18 protein-coding genes, 1 tRNA gene and 1 rRNA gene are annotated in these 25,658 nt (G+C 29.5%); 11 read left to right on the top strand and 9 right to left on the bottom strand.

Features of this window, described 5'->3' with window-relative positions; translation table 4 throughout:
• Positions 1-3 precede the first annotated feature (3 nt).
• Positions 4-8,619 carry a hypothetical protein gene (locus tag EXC45_RS02805; RefSeq protein ID WP_036434693.1) on the top strand — a complete coding sequence of 2,872 codons (8,616 nt, stop codon included), beginning with the start codon at positions 4-6 and terminating at the stop codon, positions 8,617-8,619.
• Positions 8,620-8,708: 89 nt separating this feature from the next.
• Here EXC45_RS02805 and EXC45_RS02800 read toward each other — a convergent pair.
• Positions 8,709-8,785, bottom strand: a tRNA-Arg gene (locus tag EXC45_RS02800).
• Between the two features lie 130 nt (positions 8,786-8,915).
• On the opposite strand from EXC45_RS02800, the gene EXC45_RS02795 reads away from it, so the two are divergent.
• From EXC45_RS02795 to plsY, 4 genes are all read left to right on the top strand, one after another.
• On the top strand, positions 8,916-9,890 hold the full coding sequence (locus tag EXC45_RS02795; protein WP_036434692.1) for a ribose-phosphate pyrophosphokinase: 975 nt from the start codon (positions 8,916-8,918) through the stop codon (positions 9,888-9,890).
• Positions 9,880-10,569, top strand: coding sequence for a 16S rRNA (guanine(527)-N(7))-methyltransferase RsmG (gene rsmG / locus EXC45_RS02790; protein WP_084272224.1), 690 nt, complete (start codon positions 9,880-9,882; stop codon positions 10,567-10,569). Before EXC45_RS02795 ends, rsmG begins: the two co-directional genes overlap by 11 nt.
• Before the next feature lie 71 nt (positions 10,570-10,640).
• Entirely contained in the window at positions 10,641-12,158 is a 1,518-nt protein-coding gene (gpmI, locus tag EXC45_RS02785; RefSeq protein ID WP_036434688.1) for a 2,3-bisphosphoglycerate-independent phosphoglycerate mutase, read from the top strand.
• A gap of 37 nt (positions 12,159-12,195) precedes the next feature.
• Complete coding sequence (gene plsY / locus EXC45_RS02780; RefSeq protein WP_051616973.1) at positions 12,196-12,873, top strand: glycerol-3-phosphate 1-O-acyltransferase PlsY; 678 nt, start codon at positions 12,196-12,198, stop codon at positions 12,871-12,873.
• Positions 12,874-12,932: 59 nt separating this feature from the next.
• Here plsY and gyrB read toward each other — a convergent pair whose 3' ends face one another.
• Positions 12,933-14,882, bottom strand: a complete 1,950-nt coding sequence (gyrB, locus tag EXC45_RS02775; protein WP_036434686.1) for a DNA topoisomerase (ATP-hydrolyzing) subunit B — start codon at positions 14,880-14,882, stop codon at positions 12,933-12,935.
• Positions 14,883-14,984: 102 nt separating this feature from the next.
• On the bottom strand, positions 14,985-15,620 hold the full coding sequence (locus EXC45_RS02770; RefSeq protein ID WP_036434684.1) for a hypothetical protein: 636 nt from the start codon (positions 15,618-15,620) through the stop codon (positions 14,985-14,987).
• 75 nt (positions 15,621-15,695) lie between these two features.
• On the opposite strand from EXC45_RS02770, the gene coaBC reads away from it, so the two are divergent.
• A complete protein-coding gene (coaBC, locus tag EXC45_RS02765; RefSeq protein ID WP_036434682.1) occupies positions 15,696-16,829 on the top strand; it encodes a bifunctional phosphopantothenoylcysteine decarboxylase/phosphopantothenate--cysteine ligase CoaBC in 1,134 nt (377 codons plus the stop codon).
• Positions 16,817-17,638, top strand: a complete 822-nt coding sequence (locus EXC45_RS02760; protein ID WP_129693786.1) for a type III pantothenate kinase — start codon at positions 16,817-16,819, stop codon at positions 17,636-17,638. The genes coaBC and EXC45_RS02760 overlap by 13 nt, the downstream gene beginning before the upstream one ends.
• 16 nt (positions 17,639-17,654) lie before the next feature.
• Here EXC45_RS02760 and rpmG read toward each other — a convergent pair whose 3' ends face one another.
• Positions 17,655-17,807 carry a 50S ribosomal protein L33 gene (rpmG, locus tag EXC45_RS02755; RefSeq protein ID WP_036434678.1) on the bottom strand — a complete coding sequence of 51 codons (153 nt, stop codon included), beginning with the start codon at positions 17,805-17,807 and terminating at the stop codon, positions 17,655-17,657.
• Between the two features lie 109 nt (positions 17,808-17,916).
• A complete protein-coding gene (locus EXC45_RS02750) occupies positions 17,917-18,558 on the bottom strand; it encodes a DUF402 domain-containing protein (RefSeq protein ID WP_036434676.1) in 642 nt (213 codons plus the stop codon).
• A gap of 117 nt (positions 18,559-18,675) precedes the next feature.
• Here EXC45_RS02750 and rrf point away from each other — a divergent pair.
• Positions 18,676-18,781, top strand: a 5S ribosomal RNA gene (gene rrf, locus EXC45_RS02745).
• A 185-nt stretch (positions 18,782-18,966) separates the two neighbouring features.
• Here rrf and yidC read toward each other — a convergent pair.
• The 3 genes from yidC to rpmH are packed head-to-tail and all read right to left on the bottom strand — an operon-like array spanning position 18,967 to position 21,468.
• Positions 18,967-21,000 carry a membrane protein insertase YidC gene (yidC, locus tag EXC45_RS02740; RefSeq protein ID WP_129693785.1) on the bottom strand — a complete coding sequence of 678 codons (2,034 nt, stop codon included), beginning with the start codon at positions 20,998-21,000 and terminating at the stop codon, positions 18,967-18,969.
• Complete coding sequence (gene rnpA, locus EXC45_RS02735) at positions 20,978-21,316, bottom strand: ribonuclease P protein component (protein ID WP_036435084.1); 339 nt, start codon at positions 21,314-21,316, stop codon at positions 20,978-20,980. Before rnpA ends, yidC begins: the two co-directional genes overlap by 23 nt.
• 5 nt (positions 21,317-21,321) lie before the next feature.
• Entirely contained in the window at positions 21,322-21,468 is a 147-nt protein-coding gene (gene rpmH, locus EXC45_RS02730) for a 50S ribosomal protein L34 (protein ID WP_036435087.1), read from the bottom strand.
• A 196-nt stretch (positions 21,469-21,664) separates the two neighbouring features.
• Between rpmH and serS the strand changes: the two genes are divergently transcribed.
• Both serS and recU read left to right on the top strand, forming a co-directional pair.
• Positions 21,665-22,930 (top strand): serine--tRNA ligase, encoded by a 1,266-nt coding sequence (gene serS / locus EXC45_RS02725; protein ID WP_036435090.1) that lies wholly within the window; start codon positions 21,665-21,667, stop codon positions 22,928-22,930.
• A gap of 49 nt (positions 22,931-22,979) precedes the next feature.
• Positions 22,980-23,465: a Holliday junction resolvase RecU gene (gene recU, locus EXC45_RS02720; protein WP_036435092.1), complete on the top strand. Its 486-nt coding sequence runs from the start codon at positions 22,980-22,982 to the stop codon at positions 23,463-23,465.
• Here recU and EXC45_RS02715 read toward each other — a convergent pair.
• Entirely contained in the window at positions 23,462-23,761 is a 300-nt protein-coding gene (locus EXC45_RS02715; protein WP_036435094.1) for an HU family DNA-binding protein, read from the bottom strand. The genes recU and EXC45_RS02715 overlap by 4 nt on opposite strands.
• Positions 23,762-24,200: 439 nt before the next feature.
• Here EXC45_RS02715 and EXC45_RS02710 point away from each other — a divergent pair, with 439 nt between their 5' ends.
• Positions 24,201-25,622, top strand: coding sequence for a hypothetical protein (locus tag EXC45_RS02710; RefSeq protein WP_036435097.1), 1,422 nt, complete (start codon positions 24,201-24,203; stop codon positions 25,620-25,622).
• The last annotated feature ends 36 nt before the right edge of the window (positions 25,623-25,658 follow it).

The raw sequence follows: 25,658 nt of genomic DNA, 5'->3' as shown, positions 1-25,658 counted from the left end.
AATATGAGAGCCAAGATTAACACAAAATACGTAAAAAAAGGGTTAGCAATTAGTGCTGCCATTGTTTTACCTGTAAATATAGGATTAGCAGTTACATTGTTTGCTATTCATAGTAAAGAGCAGAGAAAAGTTGAAACTGTTTATAATAACTTGCTTAAAAGTGAGGATCTTTTCAGATTCTATTCTCCATATTACGAAGTTTCTAAGGAACAAATTCAAGAAATTAGAGAAGAAGTTCAAAAAGCAAAACAAGCTTGAAACAATCCAGAAATAACACTTGATTCTAAACTTGAAATAATCGACCTTACCCAGCAAAAAATATTTAATTTTTATATTACAAACGATCAAAAATCAAACTTTGAAAAAGAACAAAATGTTCCTAAATTTTGAAAATTGATTCTTGACAACCAGCAAGAAAGAGTTAGAGAGTTGGATCTTAACGAACAATTAAGAGAAATAAGAAAAATATCACTAGATCAATTCCTGGAAAATGTAAATAGCTCCAAAGAAGACAAAATTGCTTCTTTAGAACATTTTGCAGACGAAATAACTAAAAAGGTTGCTGATCAAAATCAAAAATTAAACATTTATATTGATTCTCTTAAACAATCAGCTCAAAATATGAACGTATATGAATACCAAGGGTTTAAAGACTCATTAGAAGAGTCAATGAGCTCAGTGTATTCAAAAATCATTAATTTAAAATTTAGATTAAACGAAGTTCAAATTGCTGATCAAAAGCTACAACTAAAAGACAAAAATCTAAAATCTCAATGAGATTCTTCTCAAAATTTGGTAAATCAAAGTAATGAATATTTACAAGAAATCGACAAAATTTATAATTCTGCAGACACTGATAGCAGAACTAAAGATGAAATTGATAAATTTTTAAATAAATACAAAATAGACCAAACACAAACTTCTTCAAAAACAGACATTGAAAACTTATCAAACTCTGTTTTGAATTTTTACCAATTACTTGCAGATAAGCAAAAAAGTATTTCTCAATTAAAAGAAGTTGTAATCAATTTAAAAGATTACATCAATAAATTTTCAGATGTTTTTCTAAGTAAAAAAACAGATTTGATTTCTCTTATTGACAAAACTAATGTAATTAACGATAAAACTGATTTGATCGTTGCTAAAAATGATTTATTTAACAAATACTACAATTTAAAATTAGCCAATAACCTTTACCAAAATCTTCAACAAACATATGACAAAATGCAACTTGAAAAGCTTATTTCGCAAGGCAAAAGAAATCAATTAAACAGCGATCTTGAAGTACTAATAACTTCTACTAAATCTTATGAAGAACTCTTAAATAAACTAAAAGTTAAAGAACAATACACAACTAACGAATATAATAGTGCATTGTTTTATAATTCTCAGCTCAACTTACTCGAAGAACAATCATTATTTTTAATTAATTCTCCTTATACAAATGAAGATATTAAAAATCAAATTGCTCTAATCAATTCGGAAGTCTCAAAAACTTATATCACTGATACTAATTCGACATATATTGCAGCTGTTGCAAATAAATTAAACGAAAAGTTTAGAATTATTCTAAAAGATGAATTAAAAGATCTTGTAATTCAAGCCAACAATCAAATCGAACTTCTAAAAGACGCAAAGTATCCAAACAATGATGCTACAGTTGCCTATTTAGAAAACTTAAATAAAGATAGCAATATTTTTGTTAAAGACTTCAATCCTATTACTTCTGTAGAATTGATTGAACATATCAAAAAATATCACTTTGGTTTAAAAACATCCAAAGATGCTATTGCTCAATCTGATGCCGAGAACGTTGCTAAAGTAGCGGATAAGTATTTAAATTCTCTTTTTGACGATAATAATCCTGAGACCGATTTTACTAAAAATGAAAAGGATAGAATTGCTGCATATGATGCAATTAAAAACAGATTAGCAGAACTTAGACAACAAATAAACAATGGAACTCAAGATCAGAATATAGCTAATGAAATTGCTGATTTGAATGCTAAATTAAATAAAATGATCGAAACAGGTCCTGCTTTTGCTGAACTTAGTCAAAAAGATAAAGAAGGTGAAGAACTTTCAAATAAACTTAAAGCTAGTCCGTATGCAAACGCTTTAAAACCTTACACTGATAAAATAGATAATTTAAGAAATTCACTAAATGATTTATTCAAAAATCCTAATGCAACTCCTGAAGAAGTTGAGCAAGCTAAAAAACAATTAGAACAGGCAATTGAGGAAGCTAAGAATGCAAATGTTAGAGCCATTTTGGACGAAAGATTAAATAAGTTAAAAGCTCAAATCGATTCTACTTATGGTGATGATAAATCTTCTCCGGGAGCTCAAGCACTATTAAAACAATATGAAGATATGAAAAATAGAGCAAATTCATTCTTAGATGATGATGAAATTGATGCTTTAGCTAATAAAATAGATCGTGTTACAAGCATCGTTCAAACAATGTTCGATCTTGAAAAAGAGAAAGCACAACTCAGAAATGTGGTATCTCAATACACCGATCAGGAATATACCTCAAGATTAACTAAAAACGCTTTTGAATTGGCTGATAAAGAAATTAAAAATGCTGATTCTTTAATTGAAGCAATGAATGATGGTTCAAATATTCCCAACTTAATCGCTTATGAAAACGAAAAAGAATTTTTAATACAAAGAGCTAAAGAAATAGAAATTGCTTACTATCAAGACAAAATAACAATTTTAAATGATCAAATTCAACAAAATGTTCAAAAAAATCCAAATTCACAAAGTGCACTAAATTTCAATACATCTTTAACTAGAGTTAATAATTATGCAACTGTCAAAAAAGATTCTCTTGTTTTAGAGGAGTTAAAAGAATCAGGAAGATTCTTTGAAAAAGAAAGAGATTTAGCAAATTCAATTAACGAATTAATGGTGTTGTTTAACACATACAATAATGATGATTATCAATTAATTGCTAGATATTTAGCTAACATCATTGGGGAGAGCGATCTATCTGTAGATGATTCGCTTGAAGAAATCGATCGTAAACTTGCTAAAGTTAAAGAAGCTAAAGCGATCGCTGTCGCTAAAAAAGATTATTTAGATATTTTCAATAGTTACAAAAATGAATTAGAAGAAAATAAAAACTGAAAAATTTATCAATCTATTGCGGAATTAAATTCATCAATTCAAGAACAAAAAAACGAAACATTATACAATGACACTTTAACTCTAGAACAAGTAAATACACATAAAGAAAAACTTATTGCTGACTTTCAAGAATTCAAAGCTAAAAAAGATAAATTAACTGTAGATTTCAATGCCGAAATTCAAAAAACCGACGATTTAATTGTTCAATTGGATACTGCATATGCAAATTTACGAAATGCTGATTCAAATGCCAACTTTTCTCGTTACTACGAAAAATCTAAAAACGCATTTATTGATGACAAGAATTTAAATAGAAGAAATTTTGTGGGATTTGAAGAAATCAAGAAACACCAAGATATTCTTAAACTAGCTTATGAAAAAGAGTTAGCACTTTATGAATTAAACAAACTTTACAATTTTACAAAATCATCAAGTTTTGGTTCTACTGATAAACATCAAAATATCAAAGATTGAACTTCTTCATTTAAAAGCAGTATTTTAGCTGAATTAGATAATGCTGAAACTGATCTTGATAGAGTAAAAGATTTAAGAGAAAAAATTACTCATAACACTACACTTGTGTCATTGCAAAGAGATACAGCCGACCTTATTGATACGCTTCAAAATAACCAAAACAATTCAACTTTACAACAAGAATCAATTAGCAGATTGAATGACGCTTTAAGCGCATCTGAACCTTCAGCAGATAATGATTATGATAATTTAGTTCAGCTAAAGCGCGATTTACAAGTTGTTTATGATCAAGAGGTAACAGTTCAAATTCTTCGTGATCAAATTAACAGAAAAATAAATGAAAATGAAATTGGATTAAAATCTACACTAGCTACAAAATTCTCAGCTAAACCTGCGGGGGTTGATGAAAATGCAACTGGTATTATTCATGCAGCTCTAGATAAAATTATTTCAGATGCTCAAGCTGCTACAACAAAAGAACAATTATTCCCACTTCGTGACAGAGTTAACTTCTTGCAAGAAAATCAAGATAATATAGCTACTTTGGCAAACACAGTTTCAATTGGTATTTCAGAAGTTGAGAAATCTTCTGAAAACAATTTTGTTTCATCAAAACAATATTCAAAAGATGTTCAAGATTTAGTTGCTCAGGCACGTAATTTATACACACAAGCAACACAAAGTCAAGAATATACACAATTAAACGAAAAATTGGAAATTGTTATTGAGAAACTAAAACAGGCAAATATTCTTTCTCAAATAGTAAGTGATATAAGAACACTTATTAATGGTAGTGAAACCTCAGTTGTTGAACCGATAAGTTTTTATACCTATAACGGAACTGATGGAGCAAGTAAGAAAAATAGTTTGACTGAATATATAAATTTAATTGAAACAACTTCTAATATTGAATCAGTTGATTCTCAAACAGTAGAAGCGTTAAAACAATTGAATAAAAAGGCAACTAAAATAAAAGAACTTGTAACAAAACAAAGTGAGATTTCTTATAAAATTTCACAACTTAGAAATCAAGGTTATGTAGGTAATTTAACTGATGCAAATCAACTTACAAAGTTATTATGAGATTCAGTGCCAGTACAAGAAGTTGATTCTGATACTAAATTAGGAAAACAATCTAACAACGCTTATACTGTTTCTGACTTATACAATTTAAATTCTCCCACTTGAGATCAAACTTATGAAAAACTTATTGCTGAATTTAATCAAATTAAGCAACACTGAATTACAGTCAATGAGTTCAGAATCGAAACAAATGAAATTTTTGAATTGATTCAAAATTCAGAGTTTGAAAATTCACAATCAGTATTACAAGTTAGATTAAGCGCTTTAGTTTCAAGCTTACAAGAACAAAACAACACTTCCGTTGAATATCAACAAAATGGTAATTTAGAACTTAATCAACTTAGAGATAAAGCATATATTATTCAAAGACATTTAACCGATTTAAAAACTTTAGCCTCTAATGTATATAAACTTGATAATTTATTAACTACTATTTTTAGTGAAGATCTTGTCGTTGTAAATGAAATAAACGAGGCAAAAGAACTAATCAATAAGGCTCTAGAATACTACGATAACACTGAAAAAATTGCTCTTGAAGACGAAAACAGCGTTGTTAAAGTATCAGAGGCAGTTAATAACAAATACTTTAGAATAAGATTTTTAACCAATTACATTAGGGTTAAAAATCGTTTCGATAACAACAAAACATTAACAGAATCTGAAAGAGCTGTTATCCAAAGAATATTCGATAGTTTGATTGCTGAGTTTAATGATCCAAATGCAGAGCTTGAACCTTTATATAACAAATATTTTAGAGAACCAAACGGATTAAGATTAAATGAAAGAAACACATTAATTGATTATGTCTTAACAAATGCGATCAATTTACGAGCTGAAATCAATGATTCTGAAAATTACTTAAAACTTCAAGATTCTTTAATTGATAGCGATGAAGTAACTAGAATTTTTGACGAACTTCAAAATTTACTTAATGCTGAAAACAACGGTTCAAAAGTTATAAACTCTCGTACAGAAAACAATGAAGACGAAAAATTGGCAGAAATTGTTAAATTACATAACAAAATTGAAAGTTTAATTACAGCCAAAAAAGCTCAATTACCAGTGCAATTACAAGAAGGAAATTCAATAAAAACTTTTATTAATGAAAAATTAGATTTTCTTAAACAAAATGATAATGATACAGTTGATACAATTTATGTACAAGACTTTATTCATTTTGCTATTGATGAGATTCAAGACGGAATCAATAACTCCGCTTCTCTTAATTTTGCAGATACAAATAACAAATTAATTGAAGCCAAAGCAATTGTAAACTCACAGATCTTTAGATTATATTCAATATTAAGAGCTAAAGTTTCTGAAATTAAGTTGCTAGTAGATGATTATGTTGCTGATTTTGGAGTATTAAACACCCAAGCTCGTCGTGGTGCTAACGTTAATACAACAACATACGCAAATTTACTAAATGCTAAAAACATAATCGATGATTCATTAGCCAGCGATTTTTCAACTAGTCAAGAGTTTGCTATAAAACTTAATAAATTAATTGATGCTTTACAAGCTCAAGGTAAGGAAAAAGTTACTTCATTAGTCAATGAAGTGAAAGTTGAATTTGATGCAAAGTTAGCTACTGCACAAGACCCTACAAACACTAATTTAACCAAAGATAGTGACGGTGTTCCACAATTTTCAGCTGAAAATGGATTCCATACCAAGATGGTAAAACTCAATACATTACTTGATCAAATAATCCAAAACAAAACCGAAAATGTTTATGATTATAATGATATTGAAATTCTTAAGAATCTTTTTGATTCATACAAAACTCAATATGATCTTTTAGCAAATGAATATACAAGAGTAAAAGATAGTAATGACTCAACAACTCTTTCAAGTTTTGCAGTTCGCTTAGATGCGCTAAATAATCAATTCTATGAATATCAAGCAAAAGTCAAAGAAGTTATATTGGCATTAATTGAATATAATCCTTTAAAAGAAGTCTTTGCGGATGTATATTCAACAATTCGTTTTGAAACCCAGTCAGAATACACACAGGAATTAAAAACACAATATGCTACTTTTGTTGATGCTTATAGAGCAAAAATCAATAATTTAATATCAAGAACAGCTGATTCATTTGCTCCACAAAATTGAAACAAAACAAGTGATTTATCAAAATATGTGTATTTAGTTATTGAAAATGCAACAAGTTTCAAAGATTGAATGAATGATCCTGAGAAGAAAAAACTTCTTTTCACTCAATTAGAAAAAAATCCTTCATTAAATAATCCTTTACCATCTACATTAGGACAAAAAAATACACCTTTTGAACACAAATATCAAGTAATTATCACTGAAAAAGATGTAACAAGAGAAAAGTTTTCTGAATTCTTCCAAACCATTCAGCCTAAAGATAATTCAGATAAATTACTTATTTCAAATAATGATAACTTCTTATCACAATTCACTCAATTTGCTTTCACTAAAAAAGACGTGACAAATGTAGATCAAATTGGTTCAATCTTTTCTAACTCAACAGTTAAGATATATCTTAAAAAATATGACGAAAATGGTTGATTTAAATACATTGCTCCAACTCAAGATGACCTAGATCGAAAAACATTAAAAGCTAAAATTGTATATAAATATGAATCACCAAACTCTATAATTGGTGAATACGAAATTGAAAAAGAAGTTGATATTACCTTTAATACATTAGATAGAATTTCATTAGTAAGTGGTTCTTCAGATATTTTCTATGATAGAAATAACAATATTGGATACGCAGCAAGACAAGAAGTATTTAATGTTGATGAAGCCGGATGACTTGTTCCTGACTACAGAACCGGAATGACACAAGCTGAAGAAACTAAAATTAAAAATGATGTTATTAAAAAGGCATACAACAAATTTAAGGAAGCTATTTTAGATCTAGATTCAACAAATAGTTACTACTTTAATTCTGGAACTAATCCAAGAAACGGAACAATTCAACCGACAGGAAATTGAACAAAACCAGAAAATGTTTCAGATATCGGTTATAGAACTAGTGCCTTAATAGATAATCATCCAGACAGAGAAAACGATAGATATAACTTCGGTTTCTTAAACCAAACAGCTCTTTCATTTACATATAACGTAATTTTAAATGGTGATTCATCAATTGAAAAAGTTAGAGCTTGAGGAGACGATAACCTTAAAGAACTTATTTTCCTTCAAATGATTCCAGGAAGATTTGCCGGACATCCAACAAATGGAGAGTGAGGAGCTCCAACCAATACTCCAATTTGATATGATAATAGAGTTCATGGAGAATATAGAATTACTAATTCTTCAGGTTGATGAAACTCAAATGAATTTGGTAGTGGAATTAGCTTTAATCAATATAGATTCGGTTTTGATTATGATGTTAGAACCAAAAAACTTTACATCTTCAATACATGATTGGAAAATGTTCTTTATTCACCTATTCAACTTGCTGTTTCTAACCTTGCACCTAGAACTCTTGTAAATAAAGTAGGTGTGGTTGCAAATAATAATCAATACCCAGCTGAAGACAGAGAATGAGCTAGACAACTCGGAGTAAGAGCTCGTGCAGCTGGTAGTTCTTATAGCTATAGTCCAGAAGAACTAATTAAGTTTTATTCATTGGTTTCTGCTAGCGGAAACGCAGAAGGTCCTGGTGGAGTAGTCTTTAATGCTCCTGTTGGAGCCTATAGATTTAACTTATTCCCAGTAGGTTCATCAAACTCAGTCGGAGCATCACCACTTTGACCTGTTAATGGAGGTCAAGCTCCTATTTCTAGAACAAACTTTAATGATCTAAAATCTGCTAGATTAACTCCTATACCTGCAACTGATTATGTCGCAAATAACAAAACACAACTCATTAAATCTTCAGCAAGACAAACATTATATGCAGCAACAATTGACAAATTCTGATTTAAAATACGTAAGGATTCTTAAAAAATAAAAAAAATAAAAGCAGTTTTTCTGCTTTTTTTCTTGCTTTGGTACCGAGAAAAAGAAAATTATTAAAAAAAGAAATAAAAAAATGGCGATCACGACAGGGCTCGAACCTGTGACAACAAGCTTAGAAGGCTTGTGCTCTATCCAACTGAGCTACGCGACCACTAAAATAATATTACATCAATTTTAAAAAAAACAAAGTGAAAAAGTTTTTTCTTTACACATTTTAAAAGATATTAATAATTTAAATTATATAATTTAATTATTAAAAAATTAATTCATAAAGAGGAAAAATGGAAAAGAAAAATATTATTTTATTTGGAATGGACAATTCAATTGAATTAGCTCAAAAAATTTCAGACATAGTTCAAATACCACTTACTAAAATTCACAAAACCACATACGCTGATGGCGAAAATATGCTTGTATCTGATCAAACAGTTCGTGGTAGAGATGTTTTTATCATCGCTAACACTGCAAGACCAGTTAATGACAATATTATGCAATTGCTTCTTTTTATTGACTCCCTTAAAAGAGCAAGTGCTAACACCATTACTGTGTGCTTAAGCTATTATGGTTATGCTCGTCAAGACCGTAAGGCCAGCGGTAGACAACCAATTGGTGCCAAGTTAGTAGCTAACTTACTACAAGTAGCTGGAGCAACTAAATTAATTTGTGTTGACTTGCACAACCCATCAATTCAAGGTTTTTTTGATGTGCCACTTGATGATTTACGCGCTCAATACACAATTGCTCAATCACTTAAAGAATATGATCAAGACTTTACTGTTGTTTCCCCAGATCACGGGGGAACAGTAAGAGCTAGAAGATTAGCTGAAATTTTATCTGACACAGCTAAAATTTGTGTTATTGATAAAAGAAGAACCGATGTAAACCAAACTGAAGTTATGGGTCTTATTGGTGATATTTCAAATCAAAACGCCATTATCATTGACGATATTATTGATACTGGAGGCACAATCATTAAAGCTGCTGAAACATTGAAGAAAAACGGTGCTAAAGATATCATTTTAGCGGCAACCCATGGTTTATTTACTAAAGGTTTTGATATGTTTGAAAACAATGATGCTGTTAAAGCTGTCATTGTTACTGATAGTATTGACAATCGAGAGCTTGCTTCTAAATACTCAAAACTCAAGATTGTATCATTAGGAGAATTTTTAGGTAAAGTAATTCAAGCACAATATAGCGGAAGTAGTGTTTCTGAAGTATATTCATTAATGAAAGCTGATTTGCGTGCTAAATAAAGATATTGTTTATCAGTTGTGTTTAAAGAATAATTGAGACTTTAACAAACTGCAATTATATGTAGATTTAATCGAACAAAAAAATAAAGTAATGAATCTAACTGGTTTTTCAGGTGATAAGCTCTGAGAAGAGGGAATTTTAGAATCGTTATTATTTATGAATAAAATAATCGAAAAGCAAGACACCCAAATTTTAGATATAGGAGCTGGTGCTGGTTTTCCTTCGCTTCCATATGCAATTGTAAATTCTCACAAACAAATTACCATTTACGAACCATTACAAAAAAGAGTTGATTTTTTAAATATTGTTATTGAACAATTACAACTAACAAATGTTATAGTTGTAAAGATTAGAGCTGAAGAAGTTTTGCAAAAAAACCAATTTGATGTAGTAACTGCTCGAGCAGTTGGAACTATCAAAACAATGCTTATGGCAAGTTTTCATTTGGTTAAATTAAATGGAAAAATGTCACTAATTAAAGGAAGAAAATATCAAGAAGAGTTAAACGATGCTCAAAATATTTTAAAACTTTTATCCACAAATATTGTAGTTAAAGAATTCGCACTTCCTGCAATTGATAAACAAAATGTAATTGTAGAAATTACCAAAAAAAGAAGCACTCCAAGTCAATTTCCTTTCAAATGAAAAGATATTGTCAAAGATAAAAAAACCAATTAAAACAACACAAATTGTGTGTTGTTTTGATAAACTAATTAACAACGTAAAATATAAAATCATTAGGAGAAAATATGAAAAAAACAATTTTAATTGTTATTGATGGATTAGGTCTTAGAAAAGAAACTCAAGGAAATGCCTTTGCATTAGCTAAGACCCCAACATTTGATAAATTATTTAAAGAATATCCAAACTCATTAATTCAAGCTTCAGGAGAATATGTAGGTCTTCCTAAAGGACAAATGGGAAACTCAGAAGTTGGTCACCTTAACATTGGTGCGGGAACTGTTGTGTATACTGGATTATCATTAATAGCTAAAGATTTAAATGAAGGTAAATTCAAAAGTAATAAAGCTTTTGTTGAAGCTTTTGAAGACGTTAAACAAAATAACGCTACTTTACATGTTATGGGTCTTCTTTCTCCAGGAGGAGTTCACTCACTTGATTCACACTTATTTGAAATTTTAAATGCTGCACATCAAAATGGAGTAAAAAATGTAGCTGTCCACGTTTTTGGAGATGGTAGAGATGTAGCTCCTGCTTCAATTGAATCTTCACTTGATAAATTAATTGAACTTACAAACAAATATGATTATAAAATCGCTTCAATTGCAGGAAGATTTTATTCAATGGATCGTGACAGTATGTTTGATAGAGTTGAAAAAGGCTATGATGCATTGTTAGGGAAATCACAAGCAAGTTTTAGCGATATTAAAGAGTATGTAAAAGAAAGTTATCAAAACAATGTTACTGATGAATTTTTTGTACCTGCATATAACAATACTTTAGATGCGAAATACTTTGTTAAAGATCACGATAGCATTATTTTCTTTAACTTCCGCCCAGATCGTGCAAGACAACTTACTCACTTGTTTGTAAATTCTTCACTTTATGATGTTCAACCACAAAACAAAGTAAAAGTTAACAAATTTGTGTCAATGATGAAATATGAAGGAATCGACACAGTTGTTGCTTTCTCAGAGATGCAAATTTCTATGCCAATTGGTAGAGTTCTTGAAATTGCTAACAAAACTCAATTAAGATTAGCTGAAACCCAAAAATACGCTCACGTAACTTACTTTATGGATGGAGGAAATGATATTGAGTTTAAAAACTCACATCGGATCATGGTTCCTTCTCTTAAAGTAGAATCATACGCTGATGCTCCACAAATGTCAGCTAAAGAAATTACTGATGAATTACTTGCTAATGCATTAAATTATGATGTAGCAATTATGAACTACGCCAATCCAGACATGGTTGGACACACCGGTAACTTAAAATCAGCAATTACTGCAGTAGAAGTGCTTGATTCACAAATTGCTAGAGTAGTAGAATTTGCCGAACAAAATGATGTAACTGTCTTTATTACAGCTGATCATGGTAATGCTGAAATTACTGAAGATGAAAACGGTAAACCAGCTACAAAACACACCAGCAGTCCAGTAATGCTCATTACCACTGACAAATCACTTAAACTTAGAGATGGAAAATTAGCTAACATTGCTCCAACAGTTCTTGATTATATTGGAGTTGATAAACCACAAGAAATGGATGAAGAATCATTAATTTTAAAATGTAATTGTGCCTAAATAAGGCACTTTTTTATTTTGGTATAATTTGAAAACTATGAATTTGATTGTTTTTTATTCAATTGTAGCTAACTTATCAGCTCTTTTACTCGGATATTTGTGAGGATCACTTAATACATCAATTATTTTAAGTAAAAAATACAAAAATGATGATGTTAGAAATCATTATTCTAAAAATGCTGGAGCCACTAATTCGCTTCGTGCATTTGGTAAAAAATTTGCTTTTGTGGTTTTAATAATTGACATTGCTAAAACTGTTCTTGCAGTGTATAGTGCTTATTTTATAAGTTACGCTTGACAAAGCAACTATTCACAAATTGTGTTTTTTCCAATTTTGGCTGGAGTAGGAACTGTCTTTGGTCATGTATTTCCAGTTTTTTTTGATTTTAAAGGCGGTAAAGCCGTTGCGTGTTCAGTTGGATTATTAATTTCAATTAACATTACATTGTTTTTTATTGCTGCACTAATTTTCTTTGGTTCTTTATATCTTAAAAAAATGGTGTCCCTTTCAAGTATTTTAACCGCTACAGTGATGATTGCTTTAATGTATGTTCCTTGAATTGTCACAGGTATTTTAGCTGTTACCGCTGGGCAAAATAATCCTTATTGATGAATAAATTCATTAATTGCTACTGTTTCACTAATTCTTTTAATTATTTCACATCATTCAAACATTAAACGCCTCTTAAAAGGACAAGAGTCTAAAATCAAGTAAAGCCTTTTAATGAGGCTTTCTTTTTTATTTAAACAAAAAAACCGCCTTAAGGCGATTAATTATAAGTCAATATTTTTAACGTATTTAGCGTTCTTTTCAATGAATTCTCTTCTTGGTTCAACCATTTCACCCATTAAGGTTGTAAAGACCATATCAGCACGATATGCATCAGCAATTTGTACTTGTAACATTTTACGGTTTTCAGGATTCATAGTTGTTTCTCAAAGTTGAGAAGGATCCATTTCTCCAAGCCCTTTATAACGTTGAATGTTAATTTTTTGTTCAGAATTTAATTTGGCCATAATCTCATCTTTTTGAGCATCATTATAAGCATATTCAACCACTTTACCTTGTTGAATTTTGTATAAAGGAGGTTGAGCAATGTACACAAAACCATATTCAATGAGTGGTCTAAAGTATCTATAAAAGAAAGTTAAAAGCAAGGTTCTAATGTGTGAACCATCCACGTCAGCGTCAGTCATAATAACAATTTTATGATATCTTAATTTATTAATATCAAAAGTATCTCCAAGACCTGTTCCCAAAGCAGTAATTAAAGACATAATTTCTTCGTTTTCTAAAACTCTTTCTTGGCGAGCTTTTTCAACATTAATAACTTTCCCTCTTAGCGGTAAAATCGCTTGAGTATTTCGATCACGACCCATTTTAGCACTACCACCAGCAGAGTTCCCTTCGACAATGTAAAGTTCACTAATTTCAGCGTTCTTACTTGAACAATCGCTTAATTTACCTGGAAGTCCTCCATTATCAAAAGCACTTTTTCTTCTAGCGCTATCTCTAGCTGCATTGGAAGCCAATCTTCCTTTACGAGCTAATGTAGCATTTTCAATGATTTTTTTAGCTAAATCAGGGTTTTCATTTAATAAACGTTCAAACACTTCAGAAAAGACTCTATTAACAGCTTGACGAGCGTCTTTAGAACCTAATTTTCCTTTAGTTTGACCTTCAAATTGTGGGTCCGAGTGTTTAATTGAAATAATCGCTGTTAACCCTTCAGTTAAATCTTCGCGAGCAAATTTTTCAGCATCGGTTTTAACAAAACCTTTTTCGATAGCATAATTGTTAACAATTCTAATTAATGAATCGTAAAACCCTGAAACGTGGGTACCTCCCTCATGAGTTGAAATGTTGTTGGTATATGAAATGATATTACTACGGTAGAAGTTATACAAGTATTGACAAGCTACTTCTACTCCAATTGAAATGTCATTGCCGTTTTCATCAGTGTGAGTGACAAAATCGCCAGCAGCATAAATAATTTCTGGATTAATTGGATTATGTCCTTCGTTTAATTCTTTTACATAATCAATAATTCCGTTGTCATATTGAAATTCTTGATATGAATTATCACGATGATCGGTAACAGAAACAAATAAACCTTTATTTAAGTGAGCAATTTGTTTAGCGTGATCAATAATTAATTCTTTATCAAAAGGCACTTTTTCCATTACGGTGTAATCTGGATGGAATTCAATTTTAGTTCCGGTAACTCCTTCAGGAACTTCCCCAACTACTTCAGTTGATTTAACGGTGTGTCCCCCGTTAGCAAATTCAGCATAATAAAGTTTTCCATCTCTTTTAACTCACGCTTTCATGCTGTCACTAAGTGCATTAACAACACTAGCTCCAACCCCGTGAAGTCCACCTGAAACTTTGTAGGCATTTGATTCAAATTTACCACCGGCATTAAGCTTAGTTAAAACTACTTCCAAAGCACTAATTCCAAAACGATCATGAATACCAACAGGAATTCCTCTACCATTATCTTCAACAATAATATGTTCATCTTTAGTGATGGTAATATCAATACGGTTTGCAAATCCAGCCATACATTCATCCACAGAGTTGTCAACGATTTCTCAAATCATGTGATGTAAACCGGTTTTAGAAGTGGTTCCAATGTACATTCCAGGACGTTTTCTAACGTGTTCTAAACCTTCTAAGAATTTAATATTGCTTGCATCATAATTGTGTTTTTTTGCTTCCATTTTGCTCCTTTAAAATAATTATTTTTATTATATCAAATTCTCCTTATAATGCTTATAGCATTATAATGGTTCTAAAATAAGTTAAATAAAAACAAGCAATATTTATCACTTGTTTTTATGAGTAAATCACACATTCCGTTTTTGAGCTAATCAAAACAAAAATAATGAAGACATAGCTGTAATTAATCCGATTGCAAAAAATTCTAAAACAGCATTAATTCAAACTAATAAAACCCATTTATCAAAAGGAATTAAATTATCGCCAAAAAGTCCTTGTTGTAAGAACACTCCAGCAGTTACCAGTAAGGTGTTTGCTAGTGCACTAAAAGACCCTACAAAAAAATAAATTAAAATTGTCATTGCTCCAACAAAAGATTTTTTAGTTGATTTTAATTTAATTTTCTTAATTGTATTTTCAGCTATGTTCATCAATAAAAACACTACTAGACCCAATAGTATTCTTGGTAACACCGAAATAAGTGGATATTGGAACAAAACTCTTCCAAATACTATAGCAGCAAAAAAAGAACAACAACCTAAAAAAACACCACCTCAAAAGCCACCACGAAAACCTAAATGAGCACAACATAGAACCAATAAAAAAGTTACTAAGTTTAAACTAACTGGTCCTAAAGGAATAATTCCGATGTTGCTAAAAGTAAATAGAATAAATAAACTTAATCAAAATGCTAAATAAGCAATAACCGAAGTTGTTAATCTAGTTCTTGGTTTTTTCAAGAGCACCTCTCATTATTAATAGGTTTTTAGGTATAAACATAGTGGTAAAATTATATTACATCGCAAGGAGTAACTATGAAGATTTTATTATTAATTACTGGAAGTGTAGCTTCAATTAAAGCTAAAAAACTATATGATTTATTAATTCGAAACAATCACGAAGTTAGAGTTGCTATTTCAGAATCAGCACATAATTTTGTACCAAAACACATCTTTGAGAATTCATTAGAATTTAAATGATATGAAAACGCTACTTCTGTGCATATAGAAGCCCCTAAATGAGCAGATAGAATTATTGTTTATCCAGCAAGTTTTAACACCATAGGAAAAGTTTCTAATGCAATTGCTGATAATTTTATAACTTCAGTGATGAGCGTTGCTCCTTTTGACAAAACTATTTTTTGTCCTGCTATGAACACTAAAATGTATCATAATCCTTTTTTGCAGGCAAATATTGTAAAATTAAAACAACAAGGAGCCATTTTTTTAGGTCCTGCTAAAGGACTGCTTAAAGATGGAGAAATCGGAATTGGAAGAGTAGTAGAACCACAAGCAGTAATTGATTTTTTAGAAAACAAAAACCCCAAAAAAATTCTTCTTACTTTTGGTTATACTCAAGTTAAATTAGATCCTGTTCGTAGCGTTGCTGTGCATTCAAGCGGAAAAAGCGGTTTAGCTTTAATTCAAACTCTAAGTGAAGGATATGATGTTACTGTTATTAACGGTAACTTGCCTCACTTAAATGAATACATTCCTTCTCATGTGAAAGTCGTAAACATTTCTAGTGTAAATGAATACTATAAGGCAGTTGATGAACATATTGTAAACAATGATTGCTTTATTTCTTTATGTGCTGTTAGTGATTTAATTTTTGAATCACAGGAGCATAAAATCAAAAAGAACGCTCCAGTTGATTTTAAATATCAAATTGGTCGTGATGTTTTAAAGGATATTTCACATAGGTATCCACAAAAACTCAAAGTTGGTTATGCTCTAGAAACAAATGATATTTTAGATAATGGACTTAAAAAACTTACTTCAAAAAATTTAAACATGATTGTAATAAACGATTCTTCTTCACTAGCTAATAACACCAGTAGTGGTTATATTGTTGTTAAAGATAATTCGCCACTTGAATTTAAAAATTTAAATAAGCATGAGTTAGCTCAACAAATAAAGGATGTGTTAGATAAAATATGAATAGATTAGTAATTATTGATGCTGGAAACACTAATATAAAAGGTACGCATGTTAAATTAGGATATTTTGATATGGACGCCATTGAAGAAGAAATCATTTGTTCTTCTCAATTATTAATTGATGATCTTCAAAAAGCAGTAAAAGCTTTTGATAAGTGAATGAAAAATAATAATTTAGGCGACAAAGACCACTTTGTAATAATGAGTCCTTCCAAACTATATGAAAACAAAATTGAAAATATTTTAATTTATAACTTTGGAATTAAAAGTGGTTTTTCAATGTCACATGATGATTTTAGATATATACAAACAAAGTTCCCTAAAGAAAATTATGGTTTAGATATTTTGGCTTTAGCTTCTTATGCTTCTATTGAAAGTAATAATTGCATGGCATTTATGTTCGGAACAGCATCCGTTGCAATTAAAATTTATAACAAAACCATTGAAGCTACTTCAATTGCTCCAGGAATTGGACTAAGTTTTGATGCTTTGCAAAACAAGCTAAAAAAATCTTCTTCAGGTAATCGTGAGTGAAACTATCGAGTCGATTATTCAAATAAAATGGGAACAAATACTCAAGAGGCTTTAAATAGCGGGGCATATAATATGTTTTTAGGATTTATTATTACGCATATATTTTCAAATATCGAAATTATAGGTAGAGGCACATTAGATGTATACATTACTGGTGGAGATTTACAAAACGAAGAATTAATTAAAAAAGATCTTCAGAATTTCTTTAAATCAGTTAATTTTCATGTAGGTTCTTCAATGGTAACAAAAGGAGTTTTATACTCATTGTCAAAGCAAAAAAAATAAATTCCTGAATTGGAATTTATTTTTTCTCTTTGTGGTTTGTGTGTTTGTTGCATTTTGAGCAGTGTTTAGATAATTCTACTCTCTCAGGGTGATTTTTTTTGTTTTTCTTTGAGATGTAGTTTTCCATTTTGCACTCGGTGCAAGCCAATGTATAACCTTCTCTAGCCATAAGTACTCCTTAATATTAATAAATATATTTATAATGTTTAACTACATTTAAAGGTAACTTTAAATGTTCTTATGTATTTTCATATTATAATATAAAATTTTAAATCTCTTTATTTTTTCATTAAATCAGAAAACATATCAAATTCTTCATTATATTTTTGAACATTTCGCTTGATAAAATTGTCATAAAAGCGTTTTTCAATTAGTTTATCTTTGACTAAAATATCTAAGTAATATCCTAAAATTTCAGGATTGAAAAAATATGCGTAGTCAGTATATAATGAAACAATGTTTTTCAATTCTTCAAATACGATCTTTTTTAGATTTTCTGGATATTTCATTTGCACAATATTTTTTGCAAATTCATCACGATCGACAATTTGAAGTTCTTTTTCTGGATAACATTTAACATCCAAATCAAAATCAATAAATTTAATGGTTCCATCTTCAAAAATCGGTTTGGAAGCAATATTTATATAATGATAAATTCCGGTATTTTTTTTAAGCAATAAAATCGCATTAAAATATGAGTTTTTCGGAATAAATCATAAAGCATTTTCAGTGTATTTTCAACGGTTTAAGTTTTTCTCATATTCGCTTACTTTGGTATTACACAAAAATAGCACAATATGTCTTGAATTATTAAAAATAACTTTAGCCGAATTTCATTGACGATATAAAAATCCATTAAATTTATAAGCTTGGACGTCTACCATTTGTCCTACTTTTAAATTTTTAAAGTCTCATTCCATAACGTCTTTCTATTTTTTTATATTACTGTTTTATTATATCAAGAAGGTAATTAAATAATCATTGAAAAAAATTTAAAAAATTTTCTTACAAATTATTTTTTTGTGCTATACTTTAATCACAGTGATTATAGCAACGGGGATCACCTGAATCCATTCCGAACTCAGTAGTTAAGCCCGTTAGTGCCGACGATAGCAGAAATGTGAAAATAGGGAGTTGCTGTTTTTTTATTTCTTTTTTGGAAAATTTTAAAATATTGCCCGCTATAAATTAACCCTTTCTGTAAAATCTTTTCAAAATTTTTCTAATAATGCATCTTGGATTAAGATGCTTTTTTGTACTTTTAGGAATAAAAAATCCCTTACAAAGCAAAATTGTAAAGGGATTTTATGCATTTTAATAAATTAGATTTATTTTCGAGCGAGAGCTTTAAGAGAATAACGTTCTTTAAATCACTGTGTTTTTTTCACTCTTCACATCACAAGTGTTTGAATAATTGTAAAAATACCTGTGAAAATTCAGTAAATTTGAACTCCGGCGGTAAACATAATTACAAATAAGGTAAACACAATAACCATGATGTGTTGTGTTCTCTCTTGTTTTTTAAGAGCTTGTCTTTGCGCGATTGAGGTTCTTTCTTTAAATCTTTTTCTATTTAATAAAATAGGTAAAAGAGAAGAAATAAGTTGAATTAAAATAGCTAAAATAAGTACTATTAAATACACATATTGACCTTCACCAACTTTTTGATATGAAGTTGAACCAAAGTTAATTCCAAGTCATTGAGTTGATTTAATTGAAGGAATAATTTGAATTGCCCGTCACATGGTAATGAAAATAGGCAATGTCATAAATTGTGACCCAACAGTATCAAAGAATGTAATGTTGTATTTTTTGTTCAATGCTTGTAGCTCTTGTGCTTTACGAGCTTTCATAGCTTTATTATTTTCAAAACCAACATATTTAGCTTCAATAGCGGCTCTTTTTGATTTTAGTTCTTCTTGAGCTGACATCTTAGCAGTTGACTTAAATGTGAGTCCAAAAACAACTGATCTAATTAAAATGGTTACGATGAATAAAACAATAATTGTTCCTCATCCACTTAATGAACCAATTCCTCTTGAAATTTCGTTAATTACGAAAGCAGTTGGATACACGAAGAAACCATAAAATGGTCCATATTTTCAAGCTTGTCCTCATGAAGATACATTAAGTAATGTTGTATTATCTTGGAAAGCAAGTTTATTAACTGGTTCTCCAATTTTAATTAAGTTTTTATCATAATTATATTTTTCAGTGTATTCTGAAGCTTTAACAGCATCTGTATCTTGTGCACTTTCAACAATTTGAGAAGATTGCACAACGCTATTTTCGGTTCATAAATATCCAGTAAGAGCAAATCATGAACTCATTAACTCGATATATTTTTTCAATAACACTTCTTCTTTAGCGGTTAAAGTAAATAACACATTTTTATGTTCTGCTACACTTTGTTTAGCTTGATCAATTTTTTCTTTTAAAAATAAAGAAGGATCTTTACCAAGATGTTTAACAAAATCAGAATCAGCAGAGAATGTTTTGTCATAGAAAAGTTGTAAAACGTCTCTATTAAATTGGTTGAGTAAAAGTTTTTGTTGTTTTTGGTATTTTTCAGCATCGGTATCAGCTGTCACTTCTGAAATTTTTTCATCAGTATATGAAGCAACTTTTGATAATCCAGATACTCAAGTAACAGAAATAAGTCCATCTTTTAATGCTTCTGAAGCATTTGTGGTGTTAGTTTCTGTTTCACCGTCTTTGACTTCTGTTTTTAGATATTTAATGAATGTTCTGTTTGAACTTGCTCAATTATAATAATAATTAAAGAAGTAAATGTCTTTAATATCATTAACAAATTCATAATCAGGTAATTCAGCAGCACTTGCTTTTTGTGAACGAATTGCTGCTACTAAATATTTATTATTTTTGTTATAAACAGTGGATAAGTCATTATTTAAAACAATTGCAGAAGAATAAGAATTATCTCTTCCGTAGTATCCTAAATGTCCACTTTCACCATTTAATTGTTTTCTAATTCCACTTAAAACAGTTTCATCTGAAATATATGGATTAACGTTTGTATTAACTTTATAGGTATTTATATTTATTTTTGTAGTTTCAGTTTCATTTCCTGAAGCAGGTAGTTCAAGTTGTTTTGACTCATCTTGCAACACGGTAACTTTAGGACCAATATGTTCTCTTGATCTAGTGAACTCAAATCCCGCACCAGTGTTATTTGAAGTTTTCAAAACAAAAGATTGAACGCACCCTGTTAAAGTAGTTCCTAAAATTAAAACTAGAATTGTGACTTTAAATCACTTTCAAATTTTTCTTAGGAGTTTTTTTCTTTTTTCAACAGGATCTTTATCTTGAGTAAAATAATTAAATTTTTCTGATCTTTTCATTTTTAAACTTTTCAAATAGTTGTTTTATAGCGGTTGCTTTTTCTTCAAAAGATGCCTCTATAAAATCTTTACGTACTATCATTACAAACTTATAATTTAGCAAATGTAAATCGGTACTTTGAACAATAGCTCGTAATTGTCTTTTATAAAAATTCCTTTTTACTGCAATTGCAAATTTTTTAGGAACTGTAAAACCAACTTTAAAAGAATTCGATTTTTGATAATACACAATAAGGTATTTGTTCAAAAATTGCTTTTTGAGATTCATAATTTCATTGAACTCTCAATTTTTCTTTAGTCGATTCTCTTTTTTCATTTGAATTATTTATCTGAAACTGTTAAATATTTTCTACCTTTAGCTCTTCTGTTAGCTAATACTTTTCTACCATTTGCTGTTTTCATTCTAGCTCTGAAGCCGTGAACTTTAGCATGTTTACGTTTGTTTGGTTGGTATGTTCTTTTGCTCATATTTCCTCCTTTATAATACTTAAAATAAACGTATTTATATTATAGCAAATAGATCCAAAAAGTTTTTTCGTTATTTTTTTAACTTTTATCCATATTTTACGCACTTAAAAAGTTCTTGAATGTTTAAAAATATTATCATAATTTAATTCAGGGCTAAACAAACAGTGTATAATTTTGCGTATATAAACGAGGTATTATGTTAGATATAAAATATGTATTAAAAAACTCAGAAAAAGTACGCGAATTACTTCAAAAAAGAGGGTTTGACATTTCAATTTATGATCAATATTTGCAATTGGCAACTCAACGTGGAAAATTGATGTTTGAAGCTCAAAACAAAAAAGCTGAACTTTCAACATTATCTAAACAATTCGGATCTTTAAAAAATCAACCTGAACAATTAGATAAACTTAAACAACAAATCAACAGCATCAAAGAGCAAGAAACTAAACTTAGTTTAGAGACTGAAGCATTAAATGAAAAAATTGAATCTTTAGCATTAAGCATTCCTAATTTACCATTAGAAGAAATTCCTTTTGGAAAAGATGAAGAAGAAAATGTTGTGCTAGCTGAACACCCGAATTTGGGAAGAGGATTAGTTAAAGAACAATTAACTCACTATGATATTGCTAAAAAGTTAGATATTTTAGACATTGAAAGAGCAGTTAAATTATCCGGTTCTCGTTTTGTGGCATATAAAAATGCCGGAGCTAAATTAGTAAGAGCATTAATTAATTTTATGCTTGATTTGCACACTTCTAAGGGGTATACAGAATTAATTACTCCTGTGCTTGTAAAATCTAAAGCTCTTTACGGAACTGGGCAATTACCAAAATTTGAAGAAGATTTATTTAAATTAAATCAAGATGATTTTTATTTAATTCCTACCGCTGAAGTGACATTGACTAATTATTACAATAATGAAATTGTTGATTTAAGCACTCCTTTTAAAGCTACAGCTTACACAGAATGTTTCAGAAGTGAAGCAGGAAGCTCAGGGAAGGACACTAAAGGAATTTTAAGACAACACCAATTTAAAAAGATTGAACTTGTTAAAGTTACAACCCAAGAAGACGCTCTAAAAGAATTTAATTTAATGCTTGAAGATGCAAAAGATGTTTTAGAAAAATTACAAATTCCTTACCGTGAATTATTATTATGTACTGGAGATATGGGATTTGGTTCAAGAAAAACAATTGATTTAGAACTTTGATTACCTAGCGAACAACGTTATAGAGAAGTTTCTTCAGTAAGTTATATGGGAGATTTTCAAGCCCGTAGAGCAATGATTCGCTACAAAGACTCCGAAGGAAAAAGTCAATACGCACATACTATGAACGGTTCTGCTCTTGCAGTAGATAGAGTAGTGGCTGCTATTTTAGAAATTTACCAAAATCCTGATGGGACAATTGATGTTCCTGAGGTTCTTGTTCCATACATGAATATGAAAGTTATTAAATAAGGCTTCGGCTTTATTTTTTTATTTCACTTAAAAAAGCTATTACTTAAATATGAATAAAAATAAAGGAATGCTGCTTGAACAAATTATCAATAACACAATTGAATTTTTAAAACAACAAAACTTAGCATTTATAGAAAAGAAACTTTTACCTTATAAATTCGCATCGATTCAAAAACAAAATAACAAACTGAATGCTAATTCAGTTCAAATCACAGGAAAAAGTACTGTTGATTATGTCGGAATTAATTATGACGGTCGGTTTATGTGTTTTGAAGCTAAAACCTGTGATTCTGATGCTTTTTATCTTAATCAAATTAAAGAACACCAATTTGAATATTTGCAACACATTAATCAGTTAAAAGGAATCTCATTTGTTATTTTATATATGTCTTTTTATAATTTGTTTTTTAAAATCACATTTGACAAATTAGTTACTGTATACAAAAAACAATCTTCGGTGAATTTAAAATGATTAAAAGAAAACTCCAAAGAATTAACTTTAGAGTTTCCAGGATATTTAAATTTTATTGATTAATTAAAATCGATTAATTCACGTAAGTATTTAGAAGGTTTATATTTGATAACACGTCTTTGTGGAATGTCAACAAATTTAAGTTCTCCTTCGCTTTGTTCTTTAGCAAATTTATTAACAATTTTACGTGGACGTTTAATTGCTGTAGAGAAAATTCCTAATTGTGACAATTGAATTTTATCTTCAGTGATTAATTGTTCTTTAAGAACAAAAACCATAGCATCAAAAACTCTGTCAACTTCTTTTGGAGCTACTTCAATTTTTTCTGCTACTGCAGCAATAAATTCTTTTTTAGTCATATGTCTCCTTACATTTGGCTGTAATATGTATATTCTAATTATATATTTTTTATATAAATTAAAAACAAATAAAACAACTTAATCCACGGAATTTCGGGGTCAAACATATTTTTTATTGACTTATTTAATTTATTTAGAAAATGTGGAAAATATATGGAAAATATATGAAAAAAATATGAAAAAACTCTTTTTCCTTGGATAATTTATATATACATTTATAATAAAAAATTAGACTTTTTTGAAAAGACTTTACTATGCGAAAATTGTGCGAATTTACTTTTTTAAAAATCTTGGAATTTTATTTTTGAGACTTGAAAAAAATCTAAATTTTTCTCTTGATTTTCCTAATTTTCGCAACTGAAAAAATCTTCTCGGTTTTGGATTTTTATGTGCTTTCTTTTTATAATAGTCTTATGAATTAATTAAGGAGAATTTATTTATGAAGAAACTTTTTAAAACGCTTACAATCTTTTCAGCGACTACTTTGCCAGTTGCTCTTGCTATCTCATGTAATAAAAAAGAGGAACAAAAAACTCAAAATAAAAAGCTTAGTGATTATGCTAAAGAGAATCCATCATGAGATGATCTAAAAAATTATTATTTAGCTTTTATTGATATTATTGCGAATTCAAATCCTACCGATGAACAGAAAGCAAGTTTATCTGCTGAATTTCAAAATTATTGACAAAAACAACTCACAGCAAAAGCTACTCAAGATCCAGAAAATTACATTTCTAAATTTATTGAAATTCTTGAAGAGTACAAAAATTTACAAACTCTAACAAATAAACAAAAAGAAGGTTTAGGTAAATTTGTCGATCCTACTATTGCAGCCTTAAGACTTCTTGCTCAACCTACAGAACCAATTGACAATACTTCAAATAATTCTGATACAAATTCTGGTGATCAATCAAATACAAACGGTTCTACAGCCGAAGAACCGGAACAACCTTCTCAACCTAAACAACCCGCTATTGAATTTACAATTGCAAATAAAGATGAATTGCTTAAACATTTAGAAAAAGCAACTGATTCAAAACCATATATTAGTTTATATTTTAATTCAAGTTCAAATTCATATAACTTCTACCAATCAGATATTGCTTTATTGACCGTTCCTGCTGGAACACCTGCATTAAGTGGAATGAAATCTGATGGTGTGAGCCCAACCAAAGGAATTAAAGTTTATAAAGGAAATTTCGCTTTCCCAGAAGGAACAATTGATCCTGTTGTTGTAAAAGAAGGATATATTGTGGTTCAATATGTTTTAGACGGGCAAGTATATAATGTTGATTTAATGATTTCACAAAAAAGTACTGAACTAAATTCAAATTCTGATTCTAATTCAGAAACAACAAATGATAGCAATAATTCAGCTTCAACAGATAATTCTGATGCTACTTCAGACACAAATACAACTTCAGATGAAACTGGCTCTTCAGATAATTCAACTCAAACTGATGAAACCGTTGAAACAAATTCAGCTAATGAACAAGAAGCCACAATTGTGTTTACTCCAAATAGTTTAGATGCTCTAAAAGCTTATGTAGCTCATAAAGAAAAAGATCCAAAAAACAATGTGTACTTTAGTATTTCTTTATCAAGAGGAAAATTAAACGAATATTATGTATACGATAAAACTTATATTGGAGAAAAAATTACATTTACAATTCCTGAAAGAACAACTCAACTGCACGGAGTTAGCGCTAAAGATGGCTCAATATCTACTAAGGGACTTAAAGTATTCATCAAAAGTGGTTCAATAGGAAGTGAGGAAGTTGAAGTTGCTCCAAGCACAGTTAAAATTCAATACTCTGAAGATGGCGAAACTCTTCATTATGCAACTATTTCTCTTGTTTAATAATTATGAAGGCATTCTTGGAATGCTTTTATTTTT

Origin of the sequence: Mycoplasmopsis columboralis (assembly GCF_900660675.1) — a bacterium.
In the GTDB taxonomy this organism is placed as follows: Bacteria; Bacillota_I; Bacilli_A; order Mycoplasmatales; family Metamycoplasmataceae; genus Mycoplasmopsis; species Mycoplasmopsis columboralis.
Note: the sequence above shows the minus strand (reverse complement) of the source record. Positions and strands in the feature narration are given on the sequence as shown.